Genomic DNA, 19,018 nt, shown 5'->3' with positions numbered 1-19,018 from the left:
TTGCGGATCTCACGGGCCTGCGGGCCGCGGTGGATCCTGCGGTTCTTGCGGGTGGCTGAGCGGACGTGCGGGTGGGACGGGCCGGTTCTACTCCTCCAGCTCGCCGCCCCCGCCGGAGAACTGCGCGAGCCGGAACACCACGAACTCGGCGGGCTTGACCGGCGCGATGCCGATCTCGCAGACGACCCGGCCGAGGTCGACCGACTCGGGGGGGTTGGTCTCCTCGTCGCACTTCACGTAGAACGCGTCCTCGGGACGCTGGCCGAACAGGGCGCCCGAGCGCCACTCGTTGACCAGGAACGCCGAGACGTTGCGCCGGATGCGGGCCCACAGGGCGTGGTCGTTCGGCTCGAAGACCACCCACTGGGTGCCGATGAGGATGGACTCCTCGAGGTAGTTGAAGTAGCGGCGCACGTTCAGGTAGCGCCAGGCCGGGTCGGAGGCCATCGTGCGGGCGCCCCACACGCGGATGCCGCGGCCGGGGAACGCGCGGATGCAGTTCACGCCGACCGGGTTGAGCAGGTCCTGCTCGCCGCGGGTGATCTGCAGCTCCAGGTCCACGGCGCCGCGCACGATCTCGTTGGCCGGGGCCTTGTGCACACCGCGCTCGGCGTCGTTGCGCGCCCAGATGCCGGCCATGTGACCGGACGGCGGCACGATCACGGACTGACCGGAGGCCGGGTCGAACGACTTGATCCACGGGTAGTACAGGGCGGCGTAGCGCGAGTCGTAGCCGGCCAGCTCCTGGCGCCACTGCCGGATCTGGCGGGCGTTGAGCGAGGGCGGCGGGTCGATGATCGCCATCCGGTCGCCCATCAGCTCGCAGTGCGAGATGAGGCCGAGCTGGACCGCCTTGACCTGCTCCTCGTCGATGAGACCCTGCTGGTAGGCGGCCATGAGGTCGGGCACCGCGACCATGTTGATCTCGTCGAGGGCCTCCAGACCGCCGAAGCCGGTGCGGTCCGCGGAGTCGCCGATGAACTGGGCGGTCTCGACGCGGGACACGGCCCCGTTCGACGTGGGCACGGCCGGGACGGCGGGCGTCGGCGGGGCGAGGGTCACGGTCTGCGCGTCGGGCTTGGCCACCTGGCCGCCCGCCGTCGCCTCCTCCAGCGCGATCGCCTTGGAGCGCTGCTTGACCTGCGTGACGACGTAGTTGCGGGCCGTCTTCTTCGCGCTGACGTCGAAGCTCTCGACGACCTTGTCGCCGTCCTTGACGATCAGCTTGAAGCGGTCGGCCGCGCTCTCGCCCTCGGCGTCCTGCACCTCGACGGTCAGCGCGCCGTTGTCCGCGGAGCCCGCGGTGATCGCCGACACGGAGAACCCGCCGAGCGCCACCGGCTCACCCGCGGTGAGCTCCTTGGGCGCCTGCGCGGGGGTCGAGGGGCGCTGCTGCGGCTCGTCGCCGTCGGTGCCGCCGACCCGCACGACGTACGCCGCGGAGCCGCCGTTGTTGAAGAACCCGTACACGGAGTGGGCCAGGTAGTACCCGTCCGTGAACTCGCCGAACGCGGCCACGTACTGCGACCAGTTGGTCACCAGCGTCGGCTCGTTCAGCGGTCCCCGCGGCGCGAGACCGACGAAGGCCGCCACGGACGTGCCGACCCCTTCGATGGGACGCGAACCGCTGGCGACTTCCTCGATGTAGACGCCGGGGGACAGGTAGTTGGGCATGCTGCTGTGCTCCAAGTTCGAGGGCGAGAGGACCGGCGCACAGCCGGCACGGGTTCGTACCGTGTCGACGATGTCCCACGCGCGGGCTGGTGCGTAGAGACGGACGGACGTCAGCGAGGGCAGATGCCGCTGCCCGTTCAGCCGCCGAACGGCCCCCGGGGACCGGGAGGGCCGCGGCGGTGCGCGGCCGGACCGCGACGCCGGGCGGCCGTTGCCCGTCCGGTCACCCCCGGCGGGCCGCCGCCCCGCCCCCGCCGCCGCACGGGCCGCCGCCCCGGCCGAATGTGAAGGGTTGGTGGCGCATATGCCGTCCCTCCCGTGCACACAGCGTCAATACCTGGTCAACATGGTGCAGCCGTCCCCCCTCGAGGGTCGGGCGACCTCTGGGGCTGACGTAACGTTTGGTGCGTACGGTCATCCGTGACCGGTACGAACGGGCACCTCGCGGTGCGTCACGGGGCAAGGAGTACGGGCTGACCATGCGGGACGACGCGGACGACCTGGGCGGGGCGCTGCGGTTCCAGGTGCTCGGACCGGTGCGGGCGCGGCGCGCCGGGCAGCCCCTGGCGCTCGGGCCGCCGCAGCAGCGCGCGACGCTGGCGGCGCTGCTGCTGCGCGCCGGACACCCGGTGTCCGCGGCCGAACTGGTCGACGCACTGTGGGACGAGGAGCCGCCGCCGCGCGCGGTCGGCGCCCTGCGGACGTACGTCTCCCGGCTGCGCGCCCTGCTCGAACCGGACCGGCGCGCCCGCGAACCGGCCAGGATCCTGGTCTCGGCGGGCGACGGCTACGCCCTGCGGGTGCCGCGCGCCGCCCTCGACGCCTGCGAACTGGAGGACCGGGTCGCCGCCGCCCGCGCGCTGCGCGCGACCGGTGAACACGGCGCCGCCCACGCGGAGTTGACCGCCGCGCTCGCCCTGTCCGACGGCGCCCCGCTGGCCGGCCTGCCCGGCCCGTACGCCCAGCGGCAGCGCGACCGGCTCACCGAGCTGACCGTCACCGCCCAGGAGGAGCTCTTCGCCTGCGCGCTCGAACTGGGCTGCCACGGCGAGACCGCGGGACCACTGAGCGCCTTCGCCGCCGAGCACCCGCTGCGCGAGCGGGCCCAGGCCCTCCTGATGCTCGCCCTGGACCGCGGCGGCCGTCGCGCGGACGCCCTCGCCGTGTACGAGAGCACGCGCCGCACCCTCGCCACCGAACTCGGCGTGGACCCCGGCAAGGAACTCGGCACCCTGTACGAAGGGCTCCTGCACGGCACCCCGCTCCCCGCCCACACCACCCCCGGCCCCCTCGCGCACCCGCAGTCCCCGCGCGTCGGAGCGCAGCGGCACCGGACCCCCGTACCGCCGGAGCGGCACGCCCCCCGGCCCCGGCCGGACCGGGAACCGGCCGCACCCCCCGGCGGCGCGCGCGAAGCGATACCCGGCGCGGCCCCCGGCCGTCCGGAGCCCGCCGCCCGGCCCCTGCCCCCGCCCGCCGCCGCACCGCCCGCCGTACCGTCCGCCGGACGCGCCGCCGCCGCGTCCGCCCCCCTCGTCCCGGCCCAACTGCTGCCCGACGTACCCGACTTCGCGGGCCGCGAGAGCGAGGCGCGGCGGCTGACCGAGACGCTGCGCGCCGCCGCGTCCGGCAGCGCGATGGCCGTCGCCACCCTCACCGGGCTCGGCGGCGTCGGCAAGACCGCGCTCGCCGTGCACGTCGCCCACGCCTTACGGGACGAGTTCCCCGACGGCCAGCTCTACGTGGACCTGCGCGGCTCGGACCCGGCGCCCGGCGCGGACAGCGGCGGCGCGCTCGCCGGGTTCCTGCGCGCCCTCGGCGTGCCCGAGAGCGCCGTGCCCGACGGGCTCGACCAGCAGACCGCCCTGTACCGCTCGCTCCTGGCCGGGCGCCGCGTGCTCGTCCTCCTGGACAACGCCCGCGACACCGCCCAGGTGCGCCCGCTGCTGCCCGGCACGCCCGGCTGCGCGGTCCTGGTCACCAGCCGCTCGCGGACCATCACCCTGCCCGGCGCGCGCCTCGTCGACGTCGAGGCGATGGACGAGCGCCAGGGCCTCGGCCTGCTCTGCGCCATGGCGGGCGAGGACCGCGCGGCCGCCGAACCGGAGGCCGCGCGCGAACTGGTCGCCCTGTGCGGCGGCCTGCCCCTGGCCGTGCGCATCGCCGCCGCCCGGCTCGCCGCGCGCCCCGGCAGGCCCGTCGCCGACCTCGTGGCACGACTGCGCGACGAGCAGCGCAGGCTCGACGAACTGCGGGTCGACGACCTGGGCGTCGAGGCCACCTTCCGGCTCGGCTACGAAGCCCTGGAGCCGGAGCTCGCCCGCGCCTTCCGGATGGTCTCGCTCTGCTACATGCCCTCGTTCTGCCGGGGCGCGGCCGCAGCCCTGCTCGACGTGCCCGACGAGGAGGCGGAGGCGCTGGTGGAACGCCTCGTCGACGCCGGACTCATGGAGCTGCACGGCGAGGACCGCTACCGCTTCCACGACCTGGTCCGGCTCTTCGCCCGCCGCCGGTGCGAGCGCACCGAGAGCGCCCGCGAACGCGCCGACGCCCGGCTCCGCTTCCTCGACTACGTGCTGGCCACCGTCGTCACCGCGATCCGCCGCACCAAACCGCACAGCGTGCTGCCCGAACTGCTGCACACCCCCGGCTCCGCGGGCAAGGCGCTCCCCGACGAGAGCGCCGCCCGCGACTGGCTGGTCGTCGCGCACTCCCGGCTCTGCGCCGCCGCGGAGAACGCCCTGCGGCACGTCCCGGACGCCGCGGGCGACCCCGCCGGCGCCCCGGCGGGCGGCCCGCCGGGCCTGCGCCCCACCGTCGACCTGCTCACCGCCTGGTCCCACCTCATCGTCGGCACCGCCCGCCACCGCGACCTGGAGCCGCTCGCCGAACTGGCCCTGCACACCGCCCGCGGCCACGGCGACGACCGGTCGGCGGCCCGCGCGCTGCGCCTCATCGGCGCCCCGCACTACGGCACCGAGACCTACGAACGCGCCGAGCGCGCCCTGCGCGAGAGCCTGAGCCTCGCCGCGGGCTGCGGCGACCTGCTGGTCGGCGCCGAGGGCAGCCACGAGCTGGGCATCGTCCTCATGGGCACCGGCCGCTACGAGGAGGCGCTGGAGAAACTGCGCCTGGCCTACGCCAGGTTCGGCGCCCTGGGCGGCCACGGCGACCGGCTCCGCATCCTGTCCCACATGGCGCGGGCCTACGTCTGCCTGGGCCGCCGCACGGCCGCCGACACCGCGATCGTCGAGGCGGTGCGCCAGGCCCGGCTCTCGGGCAGCACCTCCACGCTCGCGCACGTCCTCTACCAGGCGGGCTGCGCGCTGCTGCGGGACGGCCGCGCGGCCGCCGCCGCCGAGCAGCTGCGCGAGGCCCAGATCCTGCACGGCCGCTCCCGCAACCCGCGCTGGGAGGCGCTGTGCTGGGCCCGCCTCGCGTACTGCGCACTCGACCAGGACAGACCCGGCGAGGCGCTGCGCTGCGCGGACGCGGCACTGGCCGTCGAGGGCGAGCTGGGCGACGCGTTCTGTCACGCGCTCGCGATGGCCGCCCGCGGGCGGGCGCTGCTCGCCCTCGGCGACCTCGACCGGGCCAGGGCCGCGCTGCGGATCGCGCACCGCGTCATGGAGCGGCGCGGCGCCCTGGAGGCCGCCGAGATCGCCGCGCTGCTCGGCCGGCTGGAACCGCGGGCCGGGGCGCGCGGGCCCGCGCTCTCGGTGCACCGCTGAGCCGCGGCCGCCCGGCGAACGGCCGCGAGGGCAGCGGGCCTTGCCCCCGACGCCGCCCTTTCGTACAGGGCGAGAACCGGGCGTGCCTTCTACCGTGCCCGTATGACGTGGTGCACCTCCCTCGACCCGGCCGCGGTACTCGAACCCGGGCGCCCGGCGGGCCGGTCCCACGTCGCATCCCAGGCCCGTGACGCCGTCGAGGACCGGGCGGGCGTCGTGCACGCCCGGCGCCGTCCGGCGGCTCCCGGCTCCAGGAACCCGTGCACACCCACCGGCGCCCGGAGGCCCGGTGTCACCGACGCCGACACAGAGGCTGAGCTCATTCGTTACCAGCAGGCCGTGGTCCCCACCGGCCAGAACCCAGGGCACGACAGCGCACAGGACACGGCCGCAGGACCGCGGCGCCGACCGGCGGCCGTCGTCGAGAACACCGCCGTGACGGGGCGGTGAGCGGCATGTGGACCTCGCTCGAACCCGATGCGACCACCGTGGAGCCCGGCGCGAGCGCCAGTGTGCGGCTGCGGGTGCGCAACACCGGCGACACCGTCGAGGAGTACCGCCTCCAGGTGGTCGGGGCCACCGCGGGCTGGGCCCGTGTGCAGCCCGACGTGCTGCGCCTGTACCCGGGTGCGGAAGGCACCGCCGAGGTGCGGTTCGCGCCGCCGAGGACCCCGGACGCGCTGGCGGGCCCGACGCCGTTCGGCGTGCGGGTGACGCCCCGTGAGACGCCGCAGGCCGGGAACGTCGCCGAGGGGCAGGTCACCGTCGGCCCGTTCGCCGAGATCCGCCCGGAGCTGCTGCCGCTGGTCGTCCGCGGCCGGCTGGGCGCCAAGGCCGCGGTGGCCGTCGACAACCTGGGCAACCAGCAGCTGACCGCCTCCCTGTCCGGCCGTGAGAACGGCGACGCCCTGGAGGTCGAGTCCGAGCCCGGTTCCGTGCAGGTCGAGCCCGGCCGGGCCGGCTTCGCGGACCTGCGCATCAAGCCCGGGGCGATCAGCTGGGTCGGCGGGACCCGCAAGCACCCCTTCACCGTCTCCGTGCTGCGCTCCGGGGTGCCCGAACCGATCGAGCTGCGCGGTACCTACGAACAGCCGTCGGTGATCCCGCGCTGGGCCATGGTGCTGCTCTCCATCCTGTTCGCGCTGCTCCTGGCGTTCGCCGTCATGTGGTTCCAGCACAAGCCGACCATGGCCACGCAGGCCACGGAGAAGCCGGGCAGCCAGCAGGTCCTCCCGCAGGACGACGGCATGAAGAAGGCGCCGAGCCCGTCGCCGAGTCCCAGCAAGGAGAAGAAGGAGGAGCCCCCGCCGGAGGAGGACAAGGACGACGCGCCGAAGCCCAAGCCCGGCGGCGGCCCCCAGGAGGACAAGCCCAAGGGGCCCAAGCTGCGCACGATCCGCAGCAACGAGGGCAGCGGCTGGTACCTGGAGGTCAAGGAGGGCAAGCAGGCCGACGGCACCTACATCGGCCAGAACGCCTCCCAGTCCGACCAGTTCGGCAAGAACCAGGACTGGATCCTGCACCACTACCCCGAGTCGGACACCTACTCCCTGGAGTCCGCCAGTGCCCCGGGCGCGATCATGGACCAGAAGGTGAACACCAACATCGTCCAGATCTTCCACGCCCCGGCGGAGAACATCCGCACCGGCCGCCTGCCGGACAACCAGAAGTGGAAGCTGGAGCGGCGCGACGACGGACTGACCCGCATCGTCGCCGTCGGCTCCGGCGAGTGCCTCGTCGACATGCAGAACGACAAGAGCGCGCTCACCTGGAAGTGCGACGACCGCAACAGCATGGGCTGGACGATCTCCGACTGGCCGAAGTAGCCGGGCCCTTTCCGACTGGTCGAAGCAGCCGGACCGGGACGGCCGGACGGCAAAGGGTGGGGCGCCGGGGGATCTCCCCCGGCGCCCCACCCTCGTGAGGCCGGTGGCCGTGCCGCCTCACTGCCAGGGCAGCGAGGTGCCCGGGGCGAGGCGTCCCATCTTGCGGTACTCGCGCAGCGCCCCGGCCCGCACGTCCGCGCCGGACAGCGGCCCGCCGTGCCCCGCGGCCAGATACGCGGCGGTGACCGCGGCCGACCGGATCGCGCCGCCCGCGAGCTCGAACTCCTTGGCGCAGAGCGCGATCTCGTCCTCCAGATCCGGCGCGCACGGCGTCCCGGCCAGGCAGGTCCGCCACAGCATGAGACGCTGCTCGACGTCCGGGAACGGGAAGTCCACCACCAGGTCCAGGCGCCGGGTGAACGCGTCGTCGATGTTGGCCCGCAGGTTCGTGGTCAGCACCGCGATCCCGTCGAACGCCTCCAGACGCTGCAGCAGGTACGCGCTCTCCAGGTTGGCGTACCGGTCGTGCGAGCTCTTGACCTCCGAGCGCTTGCCGAAGACGGCGTCGGCCTCGTCGAAGAGCAGCACCGCGTCCGTGCGGTCCGCCTCCACGAAGATCCGCTCCAGGTTCTTCTCCGTCTCGCCGATGTACTTGTCGACGACCGCGGACAGGTCCACCACGTAGAGATCGAGGCCCAGTTCACCGGCGACCACCTCGGCCGACAGCGTCTTGCCGGTGCCCGAGTCCCCGGCGAACAGCGCGATCACCCCCCGGCCCCGGCCGCCGCCCGTGCGCAGCCGCCACTCGCCGAGCACCTTGTCGCGGTGCCGGGCGCGCAGCGTCAACTCGTGCAGCAGGCCGAGCGGTTCCCCGGGCAGCACCAGGTCGTCGAAGCCGACCTCGGGGCGGATGCGCCGGGCGTGCTTGTCGAGCAGCGGCGCGGACTGCAGCCGGGCGCTGAGCTGGAGGTGCGCGGCGGTCGGCGCGGTCCCGTCGAACGCGGCGAGCCCCGCGGCGTCCCGCGCGGCCCGGCGGATCTGCGGCTCGCTGAGCCGGTAGGGCGCGACGGCCTCGCCGAGGTCGAAGTCCGGTGCGTACGCGGGGAAGTGCCGGGCGAGTTCGGTGTGCCAGGCGCGGGCCGGGTCGACGCCGTCGTGCGGCGCCTCCAGCGCGAGCAGCCCCGCGTCCGGCGCCCAGCCCGGGTCGTACGCCTCGCTCCCGAAGAACACCACCGGCACGTCGCCGGTCGCCAGGGACCGCACCAGGGCGCCGGGCTCGGACGGCAGCGGACCCACGACGAGCGCGGCCCGCCGCAGCCGGGCCTCGCGCACCAGCGCGGTGACCGCCGCGGTCGCGTCGTCCCCGGCGCGCGGCGCGGGCCGGTGGCACAGCACGGGCAGCCCGGCCGCGCTCAGCGCGTCCACCACCGGACCGGCGGCGGTGCCCTCCCTGCGCTCGCGCAGGTGCACGAGCAGGGGCGCCGCGGTGGCGAGTGCGGCGATGCGGACGGCGAGCGGATGCGCGGGCTCGGCCGCCCCGGCGGGCACCAACTCCACCTGGTGGGACGTCAGCTCGGGGTCCACCGCGTCGTCGCCGAGCAGCTGGGACACCACGCGTTCCGGGACACGCAGGGCCCGCCCCGGCAGCGGCCGCTCCTCGTCCTCCACGACGACCAGGCCGCCGGCCCGCAGCGGCGCCCGTGGATGGAAGCGGGCCCGCGCGGACGCGTCGTGCGGCCCGGTGCCCGCCAGGTCGAGGGCGAGCGCGACGGTGGCCCTGCGGCGCCCCACGTCGTCGTTGAGGTAGCCGTACAGCGGCTCGAAGCGGCGGTCCACGTCGGGTGCGAGGGCGGCGAGCAGGATCCGCAGGTCCAGCGGGCTCAGGCCGAACCGCTCCGCAAGGTCCGCCAGCGGATCGCCCGGCCCGTGCCCGTCGTCCTGCGGCGGGGCGCCGGGCACCGGGGAGGGCGCCGTGGCGAGGCGATGTGCCGCCTCGGGCGTGACGTACAGACCGCGCAGCGGGTCGGCCGCCGTCGGGTCGTCCGCGGCGCGCCGGGCGACGAGCTCCGCCACCCGGCCGCGCAGCTTCTCCAGGTGCGCCGGTACCGCGTCGGCGCTCACCGCGTGCCCTTGCCCTGGGGCCCGGTGCTCCGGTGCGCGTCGTCCCGGTGCGCGTTCGCCCGGCCCCAGTCCGTCTCGGCCGGCAGCGGTTCGGTCCGCTGCTTGCGCAGCATCCGGGGCCGCGCCTCGCCCTGCTCGCCGTCGAGCCCGCGGATGCCCACGGCCGCGCCCTCGGTGACCGGCGGGGCCACCTCGTACGTCGGCGAGACCGGGAACGGCACGGTGAGCACCACGTCGAGCGACGGCTTGAGCTCGCCGCCGAGCGCCGACCAGATGTCCGCGATGGACCGGGACTCGGGCGGCGGCACCGCGACGCTCAGCGGCAGCGTGGTGCGCAGCGCGGCCAGGGCGTCCGGCAGGCCGTCCGGCGGCAGCACCTCGTGGCCGAGCAGGGTGCCGAGGGCGGCCGACAGCAGCCGGTGCTCGTCCTCGGGCCGGTTGGTCCAGGCGGTGAGCAGGTAGGACAGCCGGAACCAGCGCAGCGGCTGCCGCCTGCGCAGCACCGTGCCGTCCGCGCCGCGCTCCGCGAACGCGCCGCGCTCGCGCCGGGCGACGTCCTCGCGGATGTCGTACAGGTAGGAGTTGAGCGTGGGGGCGTTGCGGCGCGCCGCCCAGTCGCGGGTCGGCGCCTCGAAGACGACGTCGCCGGTCCCCTCGGGCAGCGCCCCGCGCAGCAGCGCGCGCAGCGCCTCGTCGACTTCGTGGATCACGGCCGGACTCCCCGGAGGTGTGCGGGAAGGTGGTTCGGTCGCATCAGATGTATCCCTCCCGCAGCGCGTACGCGACGGCATGCGCGCGGTTCTGCAGCTGCAGGCGCGTCATCAGCGCGTGCAGGACGTTCTTGACGGTGCGTTCGGAGTAGGCGAGCTTCTCCGAGATCTGCTTGGTGTCCATCCCCTCGGCGATCAGCCGTACCACGTCCACCTCGCGGGGCGCCATGCCCAGGGTCGGCACGTGGGCGCCCGCGGGGGACGGCGAACCGTCGAGCGCGGAGAGCCGCAGCCGGCCCAGCTGCGTCATGAGCCGGTTGATCAGGTCGGGCGGCAGCTCACCCTCGCCGCGCGCGGCGCTGTGCACGGCGCGCAGCAGCTTCTGCGGGGTCGCCTGGTGGCGCCAGAGGATGGCCCGCACGCCGTACTCGACGACGGCGAGCAGTTCCGGCTCGCGCAGTTCGCTCGCGATGAGCACGACGCGCTGTTCGGTGGAGCGGGCCAGGCGGCGCAGCTCGGTGCCCGCCGGGTCGTCGAGCCGGTCGACGAGCATGACGGCGACCCGGTCCTGCGAGGTCGCGGCAGGCCGGCCGGGCAGCGGGGGCGGCGGCGGGTCGTCGCCGATGCGGTCCACCAGTTCCACGGTGGGCTGGTGCCGGAGATGACTGATGACCCCGGCCCGGCTGAGGGGGTCCGTGGCGTGCACCGCCACCGGTATTCGTGTATCCGACAACTGATGTTCCCTGTCTTCCCCCGAATAGCGTCGGGCACAGGGTGACCCCGCCGGATCAACAAACGATTGCCGATGAATCAACGCGGGCGTTCAGCGGCCCTGACCGGCCGCCGCCGTGCCGCGCCGCGGGTCCTCGATGTCCTCGACGTGGGTGAGCAGGAAGCGGGGCCCGTCGGCCGCGTCGGCCACCACGGAGTTGCGCAGGGACACCCAGACGTACGTGCCGTCGCGGCGGGCGAGGCGCAGCTCGGCGCGGCCGCCCTCGGCGGAGGTGCGCAGGAGCGTGCCGATGTCCTCGGGGTGCACGAGGTCGGAGAAGGAGTAGCGCCGCATGGCCGACGCGGGCCTGCCGAGGAGGCGGCAGAGCGCGTCGTTGGTGCGCAGGATCCGGCCGTGCCGGTCGCCGCCCATCTCGGCGATGGCCATGCCGGAGGGCGCGTACTCGAAGGCCTGGCGGAAGGACTCCTCGCTGGCCCGCAGTGCCTGCTGCTCGCGCTCCAGGCGGACCAGGGCGCGCTGCATGTTGGCCCGCAGCCGCGCGTTGCTGATCGCGATGGCGGCGTGCGCCGCGTACACCTGCAGGGCCTCGCGGCCCCAGGCGCCGGGGTGGCGGCCGTTGCGCGGCCGGTCGACGGAGATGACCCCGATCAACTCGTCGGGCCCCCTGCCCCCGGCGGCGTGCAGGGGCGCGAAGAGGCGGTCGGAGGGGTGCCAGGCGTCCTCGAAGCGGGGCTCGGGCCCCTCGGTGTGCCACTGCGGGACATCGTCGTCGTCGAGGACCCGGCCCTCGGTGTGCGGGATGAAGCGCAGCGCGCCCCAGGCCTCGCCCATGGCGAGGCGGCGGTCCCAGGCGTCGCGGGAGCCGACGCGGCCGGTGAGCAGCGACGCGGCGGCCGGGTCGCCCGCGACGGCCGCCACGACCAGATCGCCGTCCGGCCGGACCAGGTTGAGGGCCGCGACCTCGTAGCCCAGACCGGCCACGACGCCGTCGGTGATGGTCTGCAGGGTGTCCGCGAGGCTCTGCGCGGGGGCGACCTGGTGGATCAACTGGTCCAGCAGGCTGCGCAGGGTGGCGAGGCGGACGTACGGCTCCGACTCGGTCGGTGCCGCCGACGCCGCGTCCCCCGGCTGGTCGGCCGTCCACGTGCTCCAGCCGGACCGGGCCGCGGGCAGCGGCTCGTAGGCGGTGTTGCGGACGAACGGTGCCCCGCCCAGGCTGTTGCGGCACAGCCGGTGCGGCTCGGGCATGCCCTTCAGGCGCAGTTCCAGGCGCAGCTTCTTGAAGACCGTGTCCAGGTCGAGGAACTCGCCGCCCTCCAGGTCGCCGTCGGAGATCAGCCGTATCAACTCCCCGGTGAACGCCGTGTACTGATCGCCGGGCGGCGCGATCGCGACGGCGTGCTCCGCCGAGGCGACCAGCAGATAGGTGCCCTCCACCTCCAGGGCGGCCTCCGCGGACTGCACGCCGAACGCCCGTGCGCTGTAACAGCAGTCGACCACCACGATCTTCCGGGCGGCCGGGCTCTGCTCGATCGAGCGCCGGATCCATTCGTACGGCGCCGCCGTGTCGTGCACCGAGAGCCGGTCGCTGTCGCCCACGGCCAGGTGGAGCTGGCCGGTGCGGGGCTCGATCAGCCCGTGCCCGGCGTAGTAGATCACCAGGGCGTCGGTCGCCTGCTGTGCCGCCTCGGCCACGGGCTTGGACAACTGGCGCGGGGCGCGCGGGTCCAGGACCACCTGGCAGTGCTCCGGGGGCAGCCCCCACACGTCGCTCCGGGTGAACAGGCTCCCCAGGACCGCCGCGCTGTGCCCGACTCCGGGCAGGTCGTCGAGCGTCTCGTAGGCGCTGGCGCCGATCAGGACCGCCCGGGAGGCCGACGGGTCAGGCAGACCCGTCATCGCTGTCCTCGTCGTCCTCGTCGTTCCCGTCGTTCCCGCCGGCGGGCGCGGCGCCGTCGACGAGCGAGGCGAGGAGGAGCCGTGCCTCCTCGGCGGTGGCCGCGGAGAGGGTGATCCGCTGCCCGTCGGGCCGTTCGACGGTGATGGTCGGGCCCTGCGGGCGCGTCGCGCGCCAGGCGTGCAGCGAAAGGGCCAGCGAGGCGGCACTGAAACCGGAGCCGACCAGCAGCGACACGAGGTCGATCAGATCGCCCTGGGCGCCGGGGGGCGACGGCTGCGAGGCGCCGAGCTCGGGGCGGGCGTGCCGGCGCGCGGCGGGCTCCGAGAGCAGCCACCCGTGCAGGGACCGCAGTTCCTCCTCCGGCACACCCGTGCCGGGCAGACTCAACTCCAACCGCACCCGCGGGCCCCCTAGGTCGTGTCCGCACAGGTTACCTCCGGCGTGCGCTCCGGCCCTGCGGCCCGGGACGAAATCCCCGGGCCCGCCGGTGATGTTCGCTGTACGTTGAAGGGGCGCGCCGGAGACACGGCGTCGCGCGGGCGGACGGCCGCCGCGCGGCACCGGCACGGCTGCCGTGCCCCTCCGGGGCCGGGAGCCGTGGTCGCCGCAGCGCGCTCCCACCGCCGTGGTCCCTCCGGCCCGGCGCGTCCGCACCCCGCGTGCCGCCGCGCCCGCCGGTCGCCGCGGCTCACACCCCGTTTCGAGGCCCACCCACTGTGTTCCTGACGATCAGCACCACCGGCACCCCCGAACGCCCGGCGACCGACCTCGGGTTCCTGCTGCACAAGCACCCCGACAAGTCCCAGGCGTTCTCCACCTCCTACGGCACCGCCCATGTCCTCTACCCCGAGGCGACCGCCGAGCGCTGCACCGCTGCGCTCCTCCTGGAGGTCGATCCCGTCGCCCTCGTGCGGCGCGGCAAGGGCAAGGGCAAGGGCAAGGACCACGGCACCGGGCCGGACGCGGCGCTCGCGCAGTACGTGAACGATCGCCCGTACGCGGCCTCTTCGCTGCTCGCCGTGGCGCTGAGCACGGTGTTCTCCAGCGCGCTGCGCGGGGTGTGCGCCGCCCGCCCCGAGCGGGCCGCGCAGCCGCTGCCGCTGCACGTCGAGCTGCCCGCGCTGCCCGCGCGCGGCGGGGCCGGCCTGGTGCGGGCGCTGTTCGAGCCGCTCGGCTGGACGGTGACGGTGACGCCGGTGCCGCTGGACACCCGGTTCCCCGAGTGGGGCGACTCGCGGTACGTGCGGCTCGTGCTCGACGCGCCCGACGGGACGCTGACCCTGGGCGAGGCGCTGCGGCACCTGTACGTGCTGCTGCCCGTCCTCGACGACAGCAAGCACTACTGGGTCTCGCCGGACGAGGTCGACAAGCTGCTGCGGGCCGGAGAGGGCTGGCTCGCCGGCCACCCCGAGCAGCAGCTCATCACCAGCCGCTACCTGGCCGGGCGCTACGCCCTGACCCGGCAGGCCAGGGAGCGGCTCGAACTGGTCCGGCTCGCCGACGCGGACGACACCGACGTCGAGCAGCTCGACAACGCCGTCGACGAGGACACCGACACCGAGGAGAAGCCGGTGCCGCTCGCCGTGCTGCGCCGCGAGGCGATCGTGGCGGCGCTCACCGCGGCCGGTGCGGGCCGGGTGCTCGACCTGGGCTGCGGGCAGGGCCAGTTGCTGCAGGCGCTGCTCACGGACGTGCGGTTCACGGAGATCGTCGGGCTCGACGTGTCCGTGCGCGCGCTGACCGTCGCCGCGCGGCGGCTCGGCCTCGACCGCATGGGCGAGCGGCAGGCGCGGCGCGTCCGGCTCCTGCAGGGCTCGCTCGCGTACACCGACCAGCGCCTGGCGGGGTACGACGCGGCCGTGCTCAGCGAGGTGATCGAGCACCTCGACGAGGCCCGCCTGCCCGCCCTGGAGTACGCGGTGTTCGGCTCGGCGCGGCCCGGCACCGTCCTGGTGACGACGCCGAACGTCGAGTACAACGTCCGCTGGGAGTCGCTCCCCGCGGGCCACGTCCGCCACGGCGACCACCGCTTCGAGTGGACGCGCGAGCAGTTCCGCGCCTGGGCGGCCGCGGTGGCCGAACGGCACGGCTACGGAGTGGAGTTCGCCCCGGTCGGCGACGACGACCCCGAGGTCGGACCGCCCACCCAGATGGCGCTCTTCACCCGCGCCGAGAAGACCGCCGACACCGGGAACGACCGGACCGCCGAGAACGGCCGGCCCGCCCAGAACGACTCGAACGCCACGAAGGAGGTGCGGGCCGCATGACGAACGCCAACACCAACATCAACACCAACACCAACACCAATACCAATGCCGACGCCAAAGCCGACGAGAACGAAGACGTCACCGGCACCGGCGCGACCGGCGCCCCGGCCCCGGGCCGCACGCTCCCCGTCACCGACCTCTCCCTCGTCGTCCTCGTCGGCGCCACCGGATCGGGCAAGTCCACCTTCGCGCGACGGCACTTCAGGCCGACCGAGATCATCTCCAGCGACTTCTGCCGGGGCCTGGTCGCCGATGACGAGAACGACCAGAGCGCCAGCGGCGACGCCTTCGACGTGCTCCACTACATCGCGGGCAAGCGCCTGGCCGCGGGCCGCCGTACCGTCGTCGACGCGACCAGCGTGCAGAGCGAGAGCCGCAGGCAGCTGATCGAACTGGCCAGGAAGCACGACGTGCTGCCCATCGCCATCGTGCTCGACGTCCCCGAGGACGTCTGCGCCGCGCGCAACGCGACCCGCGAGGACCGCGCGGGCCTGCCCCGCCGCGTCGTCCAGCGCCACCAGCGCGAACTGCGCCGCTCCCTGCGCCACTTGGAGCGCGAGGGCTTCCGCAAGGTGCACGTCCTGCGCGGGGTGGACGAGATCGAGGGCGCCGCCGTCGTCACCGAGAAGCGCTACAACGACCTGTCCCACCTGACCGGTCCCTTCGACATCGTCGGCGACATCCACGGCTGCGCCGCCGAGCTGGAGACCCTGCTCGGCAAGCTCGGTTACGCGGACGGCGTGCACCCGCAGGGCCGCACCGCCGTCTTCGTCGGCGACCTCGTCGACCGCGGCCCGGACACCCCGGGCGTGCTGCGCCGCGTCATGGGGATGGTCGCCGCGGGCACCGCCCTGTGCGTGCCCGGCAACCACGAGAACAAGCTCGGCCGCCACCTCAGGGGCCGCGCCGTCCAGCACACCCACGGCCTGGCCGAGACCGTCGAGCAGCTCGCGGGGGAGAGCGAGGAGTTCCGCGCGCAGGTGCGGGAGTTCGTGGACGGCCTCGTCTCGCACTACGTCCTGGACGGGGGACGCCTCGTCGTCTGCCACGCCGGGCTGCCCGAGAAGTACCACGGCCGCACGTCGGGCCGGGTGCGCTCGCACGCCCTGTACGGCGACACGACCGGCGAGACCGACGAGTTCGGCCTGCCGGTGCGCTACCCGTGGGCGGAGGAGTACCGCGGCCGGGCCGCCGTCGTCTACGGACACACGCCGGTGCCCACCGCGACCTGGCTGAACAACACCATCTGCCTGGACACCGGTGCCGTCTTCGGCGGCCGGCTGACCGCGCTGCGCTGGCCGGAGCGCGAGCTCGTCGACGTACCCGCGGAACGGGTCTGGTACGAGCCGGTCAAGCCGCTGCGCACCGAGGCCCCCGGCGGGCACGAAGGACGGCCGCTCGACCTGGACGACGTGCGGGGCCGCCGCGTGGTGGAGACCCGGCACGCGGGGCGCGTCGCCGTGCGCGAGGAGAACGCGGCGGCGGCCCTGGAGGTCATGAGCCGCTTCGCGGTCGACCCGCGGCTGCTGCCGTACCTGCCGCCGACGATGGCCCCGACGGCGACCTCGCACCGCGAGGGCTACCTGGAGCACCCGGCGGAGGCCTTCGCCGGCTACGCGGCGGACGGGGTCGGGCGGGTCGTGTGCGAGGAGAAGCACATGGGTTCGCGCGCGGTGGTGCTGGTCTGCCGCGACGCGGACGTGGCCCGCGAGCGGTTCGGCGTCGGGGACGGTCCGACCGGCTCCCTCTGCACCCGCACCGGCCGCCCCTTCTTCGCCGACCCCGCCGTCACCGAGCAGATCCTCGGCCGGGTCCGCGACGCCGTCACCGAGGCGGGCCTGTGGGACGAGCTGGCGACGGACTGGCTGCTGTTCGACGCGGAGCTGATGCCGTGGTCGCTGAAGGCATCCGGCCTGCTCCGCACGCAGTACGCCGCGGTGGGCGCCGCGTCGGCCGCCGTCTTTCCCGGCGCGCTCGCCGCGCTGGAGGCCGCGACGGCACGCGGGGTGGACGCGGGCCCGCTCCTGGCCCGGCAGCGGGAACGCGCCGCGGACGCCGCCGCGTTCACCGACGCCTACCGCCGCTACTGCTGGCCCACCGACGGCCTGGAGGGCGTGCGGCTGGCGCCGTTCCAGCTCCTCGCGGTCCAGGGCCGCAGCCTCGCCGGGCTCGCGCACGACGCACAACTGGCCCTGATCGACCGCATGGTGGAGCACGACGGGGGACAGGGCTCCGACCTGCTGCAGACCACCCGTCGCCAGTACGTCGACACGGCGGACGAGGCGTCGGTGCGGGCGGGCGTGGACTGGTGGCTGGAGATGACGAACCGGGGCGGCGAGGGCATGGTCGTCAAGCCGGTCGAGGCGCTCGCCAGGAACGCGGACGGCCGGCTCGTGCAGCCCGGCGTGAAGTGCCGCGGCCGTGAGTACCTGCGGATCGTCTACGGCCCGGAGTACACGCGCCCGGAGAACCTGGCGAAGCTGCGCGGCCGGACCCTCGGCCACAAGCGCTCGCTGGCGACCCGGGAGTACGCGCTCGGCCTGGAGGCCCTCGACCGGCTCGCGGCGGGCGAGCCGCTGTGGCGGGTGCACGAGGCGGTCTTCGCGGTCCTCGCCCTGGAGTCGGAGCCGGTGGACCCGCGGCTCTGAGCGGGCCCGCGGCCCCGCGGGGGCTCCGGGTCCGCTGGAGTCGCGGTGGTGGGCGCGGGCCATTGCCCGCAAAGACGGGCGTCGGCCGTCCGGCCGGGGAAAGATGGACCCCATGGGATTCCATGTCGACTCCGAGGCCGGGCGGCTGCGCCGCGTCATACTGCACCGACCCGATCTGGAGCTCAAGCGGCTGACTCCGAGCAACAAGGACGCCCTCCTCTTCGACGACGTCCTGTGGGTGCGCAGGGCCCGTCAGGAGCACGACGGGTTCGCGGACGTGCTGCGCGACCGGGGCGTGGAGGTCCATCTCTTCGGTGACCTGCTCACCGAGACCCTGGACGTGCCCGCGGCCCGCCTGCTCGTGCTGGACCGCGTCTTCGACGAGAAGGAGTACGGGCCGCTGGCCACCGACCACCTGCGTGCCGCCTTCGCGACCCTGCCGTCCACGGAGCTCGCCGAGGCCCTGGTCGGCGGCATGACCAAGCGGGAGTTCCTGGCCGCCCACCCGGAGCCGACGTCCGTGCGCTTCCACTGCATGGACCTGGACGACTTCCTGCTGGGCCCGCTGCCCAACCACCTCTTCACCCGCGACACCTCCGCCTGGATCTACGACGGGGTGTCCATCAACGCGATGCGCTGGCCCGCCCGGCAGCGCGAGACCGTGCACTTCGAGGCGATCTACCGCCACCACCCGCTCTTCCGCGGCGAGTCCTTCAACATCTGGTCGCAGGGGCAGGCGGACTACCCCTCGACCATCGAGGGCGGCGACGTCCTGGTCATCGGCAAGGGCGCCGTGCTCATCGGCATGAGCGAGCGCACCACGCCGCAGGCCGTCGAGATGCTCGCGCACAAGCTGTTCGCGGCGGGGTCGGCCCAGACGATCGTGGCCCTGGACATGCCGAAGCGGCGCGCCTTCATGCACCTCGACACGGTCATGACGATGGTCGACGGCGACACCTTCACGCAGTACGCGGGCCTCGGCATGCTCCGCTCGTACACCATCGAGCCGGGCGTCGGCGAGCGGGAGCTGAAGGTCACCGACCACCCGCCCGAGCACATGCACCGGGCGATCGCCGCCGCGCTCGGCCTCGACGGCATCCGGGTGCTCACGCCCACCCAGGACGTGCACGCGGCCGAGCGCGAGCAGTGGGACGACGGCTGCAACGTCCTCGCGGTCGAGCCCGGCGTCGTCGTCGCCTACGAGCGGAACTCCACCACCAACACCTACCTGCGCAAGCAGGGCATCGAGGTGATCGAGATCCTGGGCAGCGAGCTGGGGCGCGGCCGGGGCGGCCCGCGGTGCATGAGCTGCCCGGTGCAGCGCGACGCGGTGCCGGGGGCGTAAGGGCTCGTAGCGGGTGCCGCGCGGGGCCGGGGCGGGGGCCGCCGGGACAGGGGCCTGTATATA

Annotated in this window: 11 protein-coding genes and 2 pseudogenes; 6 read left to right on the top strand and 7 right to left on the bottom strand. The window is 74.7% G+C overall.

What is annotated here, in order from left to right; translation table 11 throughout:
- Positions 1-87: 87 nt before the first annotated feature.
- On the bottom strand, positions 88-1,674 hold the full coding sequence (locus ACFYXE_RS25445) for a phage tail sheath subtilisin-like domain-containing protein (protein WP_361180978.1): 1,587 nt from the start codon (positions 1,672-1,674) through the stop codon (positions 88-90).
- 479 nt (positions 1,675-2,153) lie between these two features.
- Between ACFYXE_RS25445 and ACFYXE_RS25440 the strand changes: the two genes are divergently transcribed.
- The 3 genes from ACFYXE_RS25440 to ACFYXE_RS25430 all read left to right on the top strand — a co-directional run bounded on the left by ACFYXE_RS25440 (position 2,154) and on the right by ACFYXE_RS25430 (position 7,231).
- Positions 2,154-5,405: a BTAD domain-containing putative transcriptional regulator gene (locus ACFYXE_RS25440; protein ID WP_389315954.1), complete on the top strand. Its 3,252-nt coding sequence runs from the start codon at positions 2,154-2,156 to the stop codon at positions 5,403-5,405.
- A 102-nt stretch (positions 5,406-5,507) separates the two neighbouring features.
- A complete protein-coding gene (locus ACFYXE_RS25435) occupies positions 5,508-5,855 on the top strand; it encodes a hypothetical protein (RefSeq protein WP_389315952.1) in 348 nt (115 codons plus the stop codon).
- 5 nt (positions 5,856-5,860) lie between these two features.
- Positions 5,861-7,231 (top strand): hydrogenase expression protein, encoded by a 1,371-nt coding sequence (locus tag ACFYXE_RS25430; protein ID WP_389315950.1) that lies wholly within the window; start codon positions 5,861-5,863, stop codon positions 7,229-7,231.
- 117 nt (positions 7,232-7,348) lie between these two features.
- Here ACFYXE_RS25430 and ACFYXE_RS25425 read toward each other — a convergent pair whose 3' ends face one another.
- From ACFYXE_RS25425 to ACFYXE_RS25400, 6 genes and pseudogenes are all read right to left on the bottom strand, one after another.
- The gene (locus ACFYXE_RS25425) at positions 7,349-9,352 is read right to left on the bottom strand and encodes an AAA family ATPase (RefSeq protein WP_389315948.1); all 2,004 of its coding nucleotides are present in this window, start codon (positions 9,350-9,352) and stop codon (positions 7,349-7,351) included.
- Positions 9,349-10,062, bottom strand: coding sequence for a DUF4255 domain-containing protein (locus ACFYXE_RS25420; RefSeq protein ID WP_389315946.1), 714 nt, complete (start codon positions 10,060-10,062; stop codon positions 9,349-9,351). The genes ACFYXE_RS25425 and ACFYXE_RS25420 overlap by 4 nt, the downstream gene beginning before the upstream one ends.
- Before the next feature lie 43 nt (positions 10,063-10,105).
- Positions 10,106-10,795, bottom strand: a complete 690-nt coding sequence (locus ACFYXE_RS25415) for a response regulator transcription factor (RefSeq protein WP_389315944.1) — start codon at positions 10,793-10,795, stop codon at positions 10,106-10,108.
- Between the two features lie 120 nt (positions 10,796-10,915).
- Positions 10,916-11,863: pseudogene (gene cdgB, locus ACFYXE_RS25410) on the bottom strand (diguanylate cyclase CdgB); the annotation flags it as partial.
- Between the two features lie 180 nt (positions 11,864-12,043).
- Positions 12,044-12,694: pseudogene (locus ACFYXE_RS25405) on the bottom strand (caspase domain-containing protein); the annotation flags it as partial.
- Positions 12,678-13,094 (bottom strand): hypothetical protein, encoded by a 417-nt coding sequence (locus ACFYXE_RS25400; RefSeq protein ID WP_389315942.1) that lies wholly within the window; start codon positions 13,092-13,094, stop codon positions 12,678-12,680. The gene ACFYXE_RS25400 and the pseudogene ACFYXE_RS25405, both read right to left, overlap by 17 nt.
- 317 nt (positions 13,095-13,411) lie before the next feature.
- Here ACFYXE_RS25400 and ACFYXE_RS25395 point away from each other — a divergent pair, with 317 nt between their 5' ends.
- From ACFYXE_RS25395 to ACFYXE_RS25385, 3 genes are all read left to right on the top strand, one after another.
- Positions 13,412-14,962, top strand: a complete 1,551-nt coding sequence (locus ACFYXE_RS25395) for a 3' terminal RNA ribose 2'-O-methyltransferase Hen1 (protein WP_389315940.1) — start codon at positions 13,412-13,414, stop codon at positions 14,960-14,962.
- Positions 14,959-17,610 carry a polynucleotide kinase-phosphatase gene (locus tag ACFYXE_RS25390; protein WP_389315938.1) on the top strand — a complete coding sequence of 884 codons (2,652 nt, stop codon included), beginning with the start codon at positions 14,959-14,961 and terminating at the stop codon, positions 17,608-17,610. Before ACFYXE_RS25395 ends, ACFYXE_RS25390 begins: the two co-directional genes overlap by 4 nt.
- Before the next feature lie 112 nt (positions 17,611-17,722).
- A complete protein-coding gene (locus ACFYXE_RS25385; protein WP_361178529.1) occupies positions 17,723-18,955 on the top strand; it encodes an arginine deiminase in 1,233 nt (410 codons plus the stop codon).
- Positions 18,956-19,018 lie beyond the last annotated feature (63 nt).

Source organism: Streptomyces sp. NPDC002564 (assembly GCF_042889645.1).
Lineage (GTDB): Bacteria > Actinomycetota > Actinomycetes > Streptomycetales > Streptomycetaceae > Streptomyces.
Note: the sequence above shows the minus strand (reverse complement) of the source record. Positions and strands in the feature narration are given on the sequence as shown.

Coding starts and splice junctions, on each gene's coding strand:
- ACFYXE_RS25385 (WP_361178529.1), top strand. CDS start 17,723: ATGGGATTCCATGTCGACTCCGAGGCCGGGCGGCTGCGCCGCGTCATA.
- ACFYXE_RS25440 (WP_389315954.1), top strand. CDS start 2,154: ATGCGGGACGACGCGGACGACCTGGGCGGGGCGCTGCGGTTCCAGGTG.
- ACFYXE_RS25445 (WP_361180978.1), bottom strand. CDS start 1,674: ATGCCCAACTACCTGTCCCCCGGCGTCTACATCGAGGAAGTCGCCAGC.
- ACFYXE_RS25435 (WP_389315952.1), top strand. CDS start 5,508: ATGACGTGGTGCACCTCCCTCGACCCGGCCGCGGTACTCGAACCCGGG.
- ACFYXE_RS25430 (WP_389315950.1), top strand. CDS start 5,861: ATGTGGACCTCGCTCGAACCCGATGCGACCACCGTGGAGCCCGGCGCG.
- ACFYXE_RS25390 (WP_389315938.1), top strand. CDS start 14,959: ATGACGAACGCCAACACCAACATCAACACCAACACCAACACCAATACC.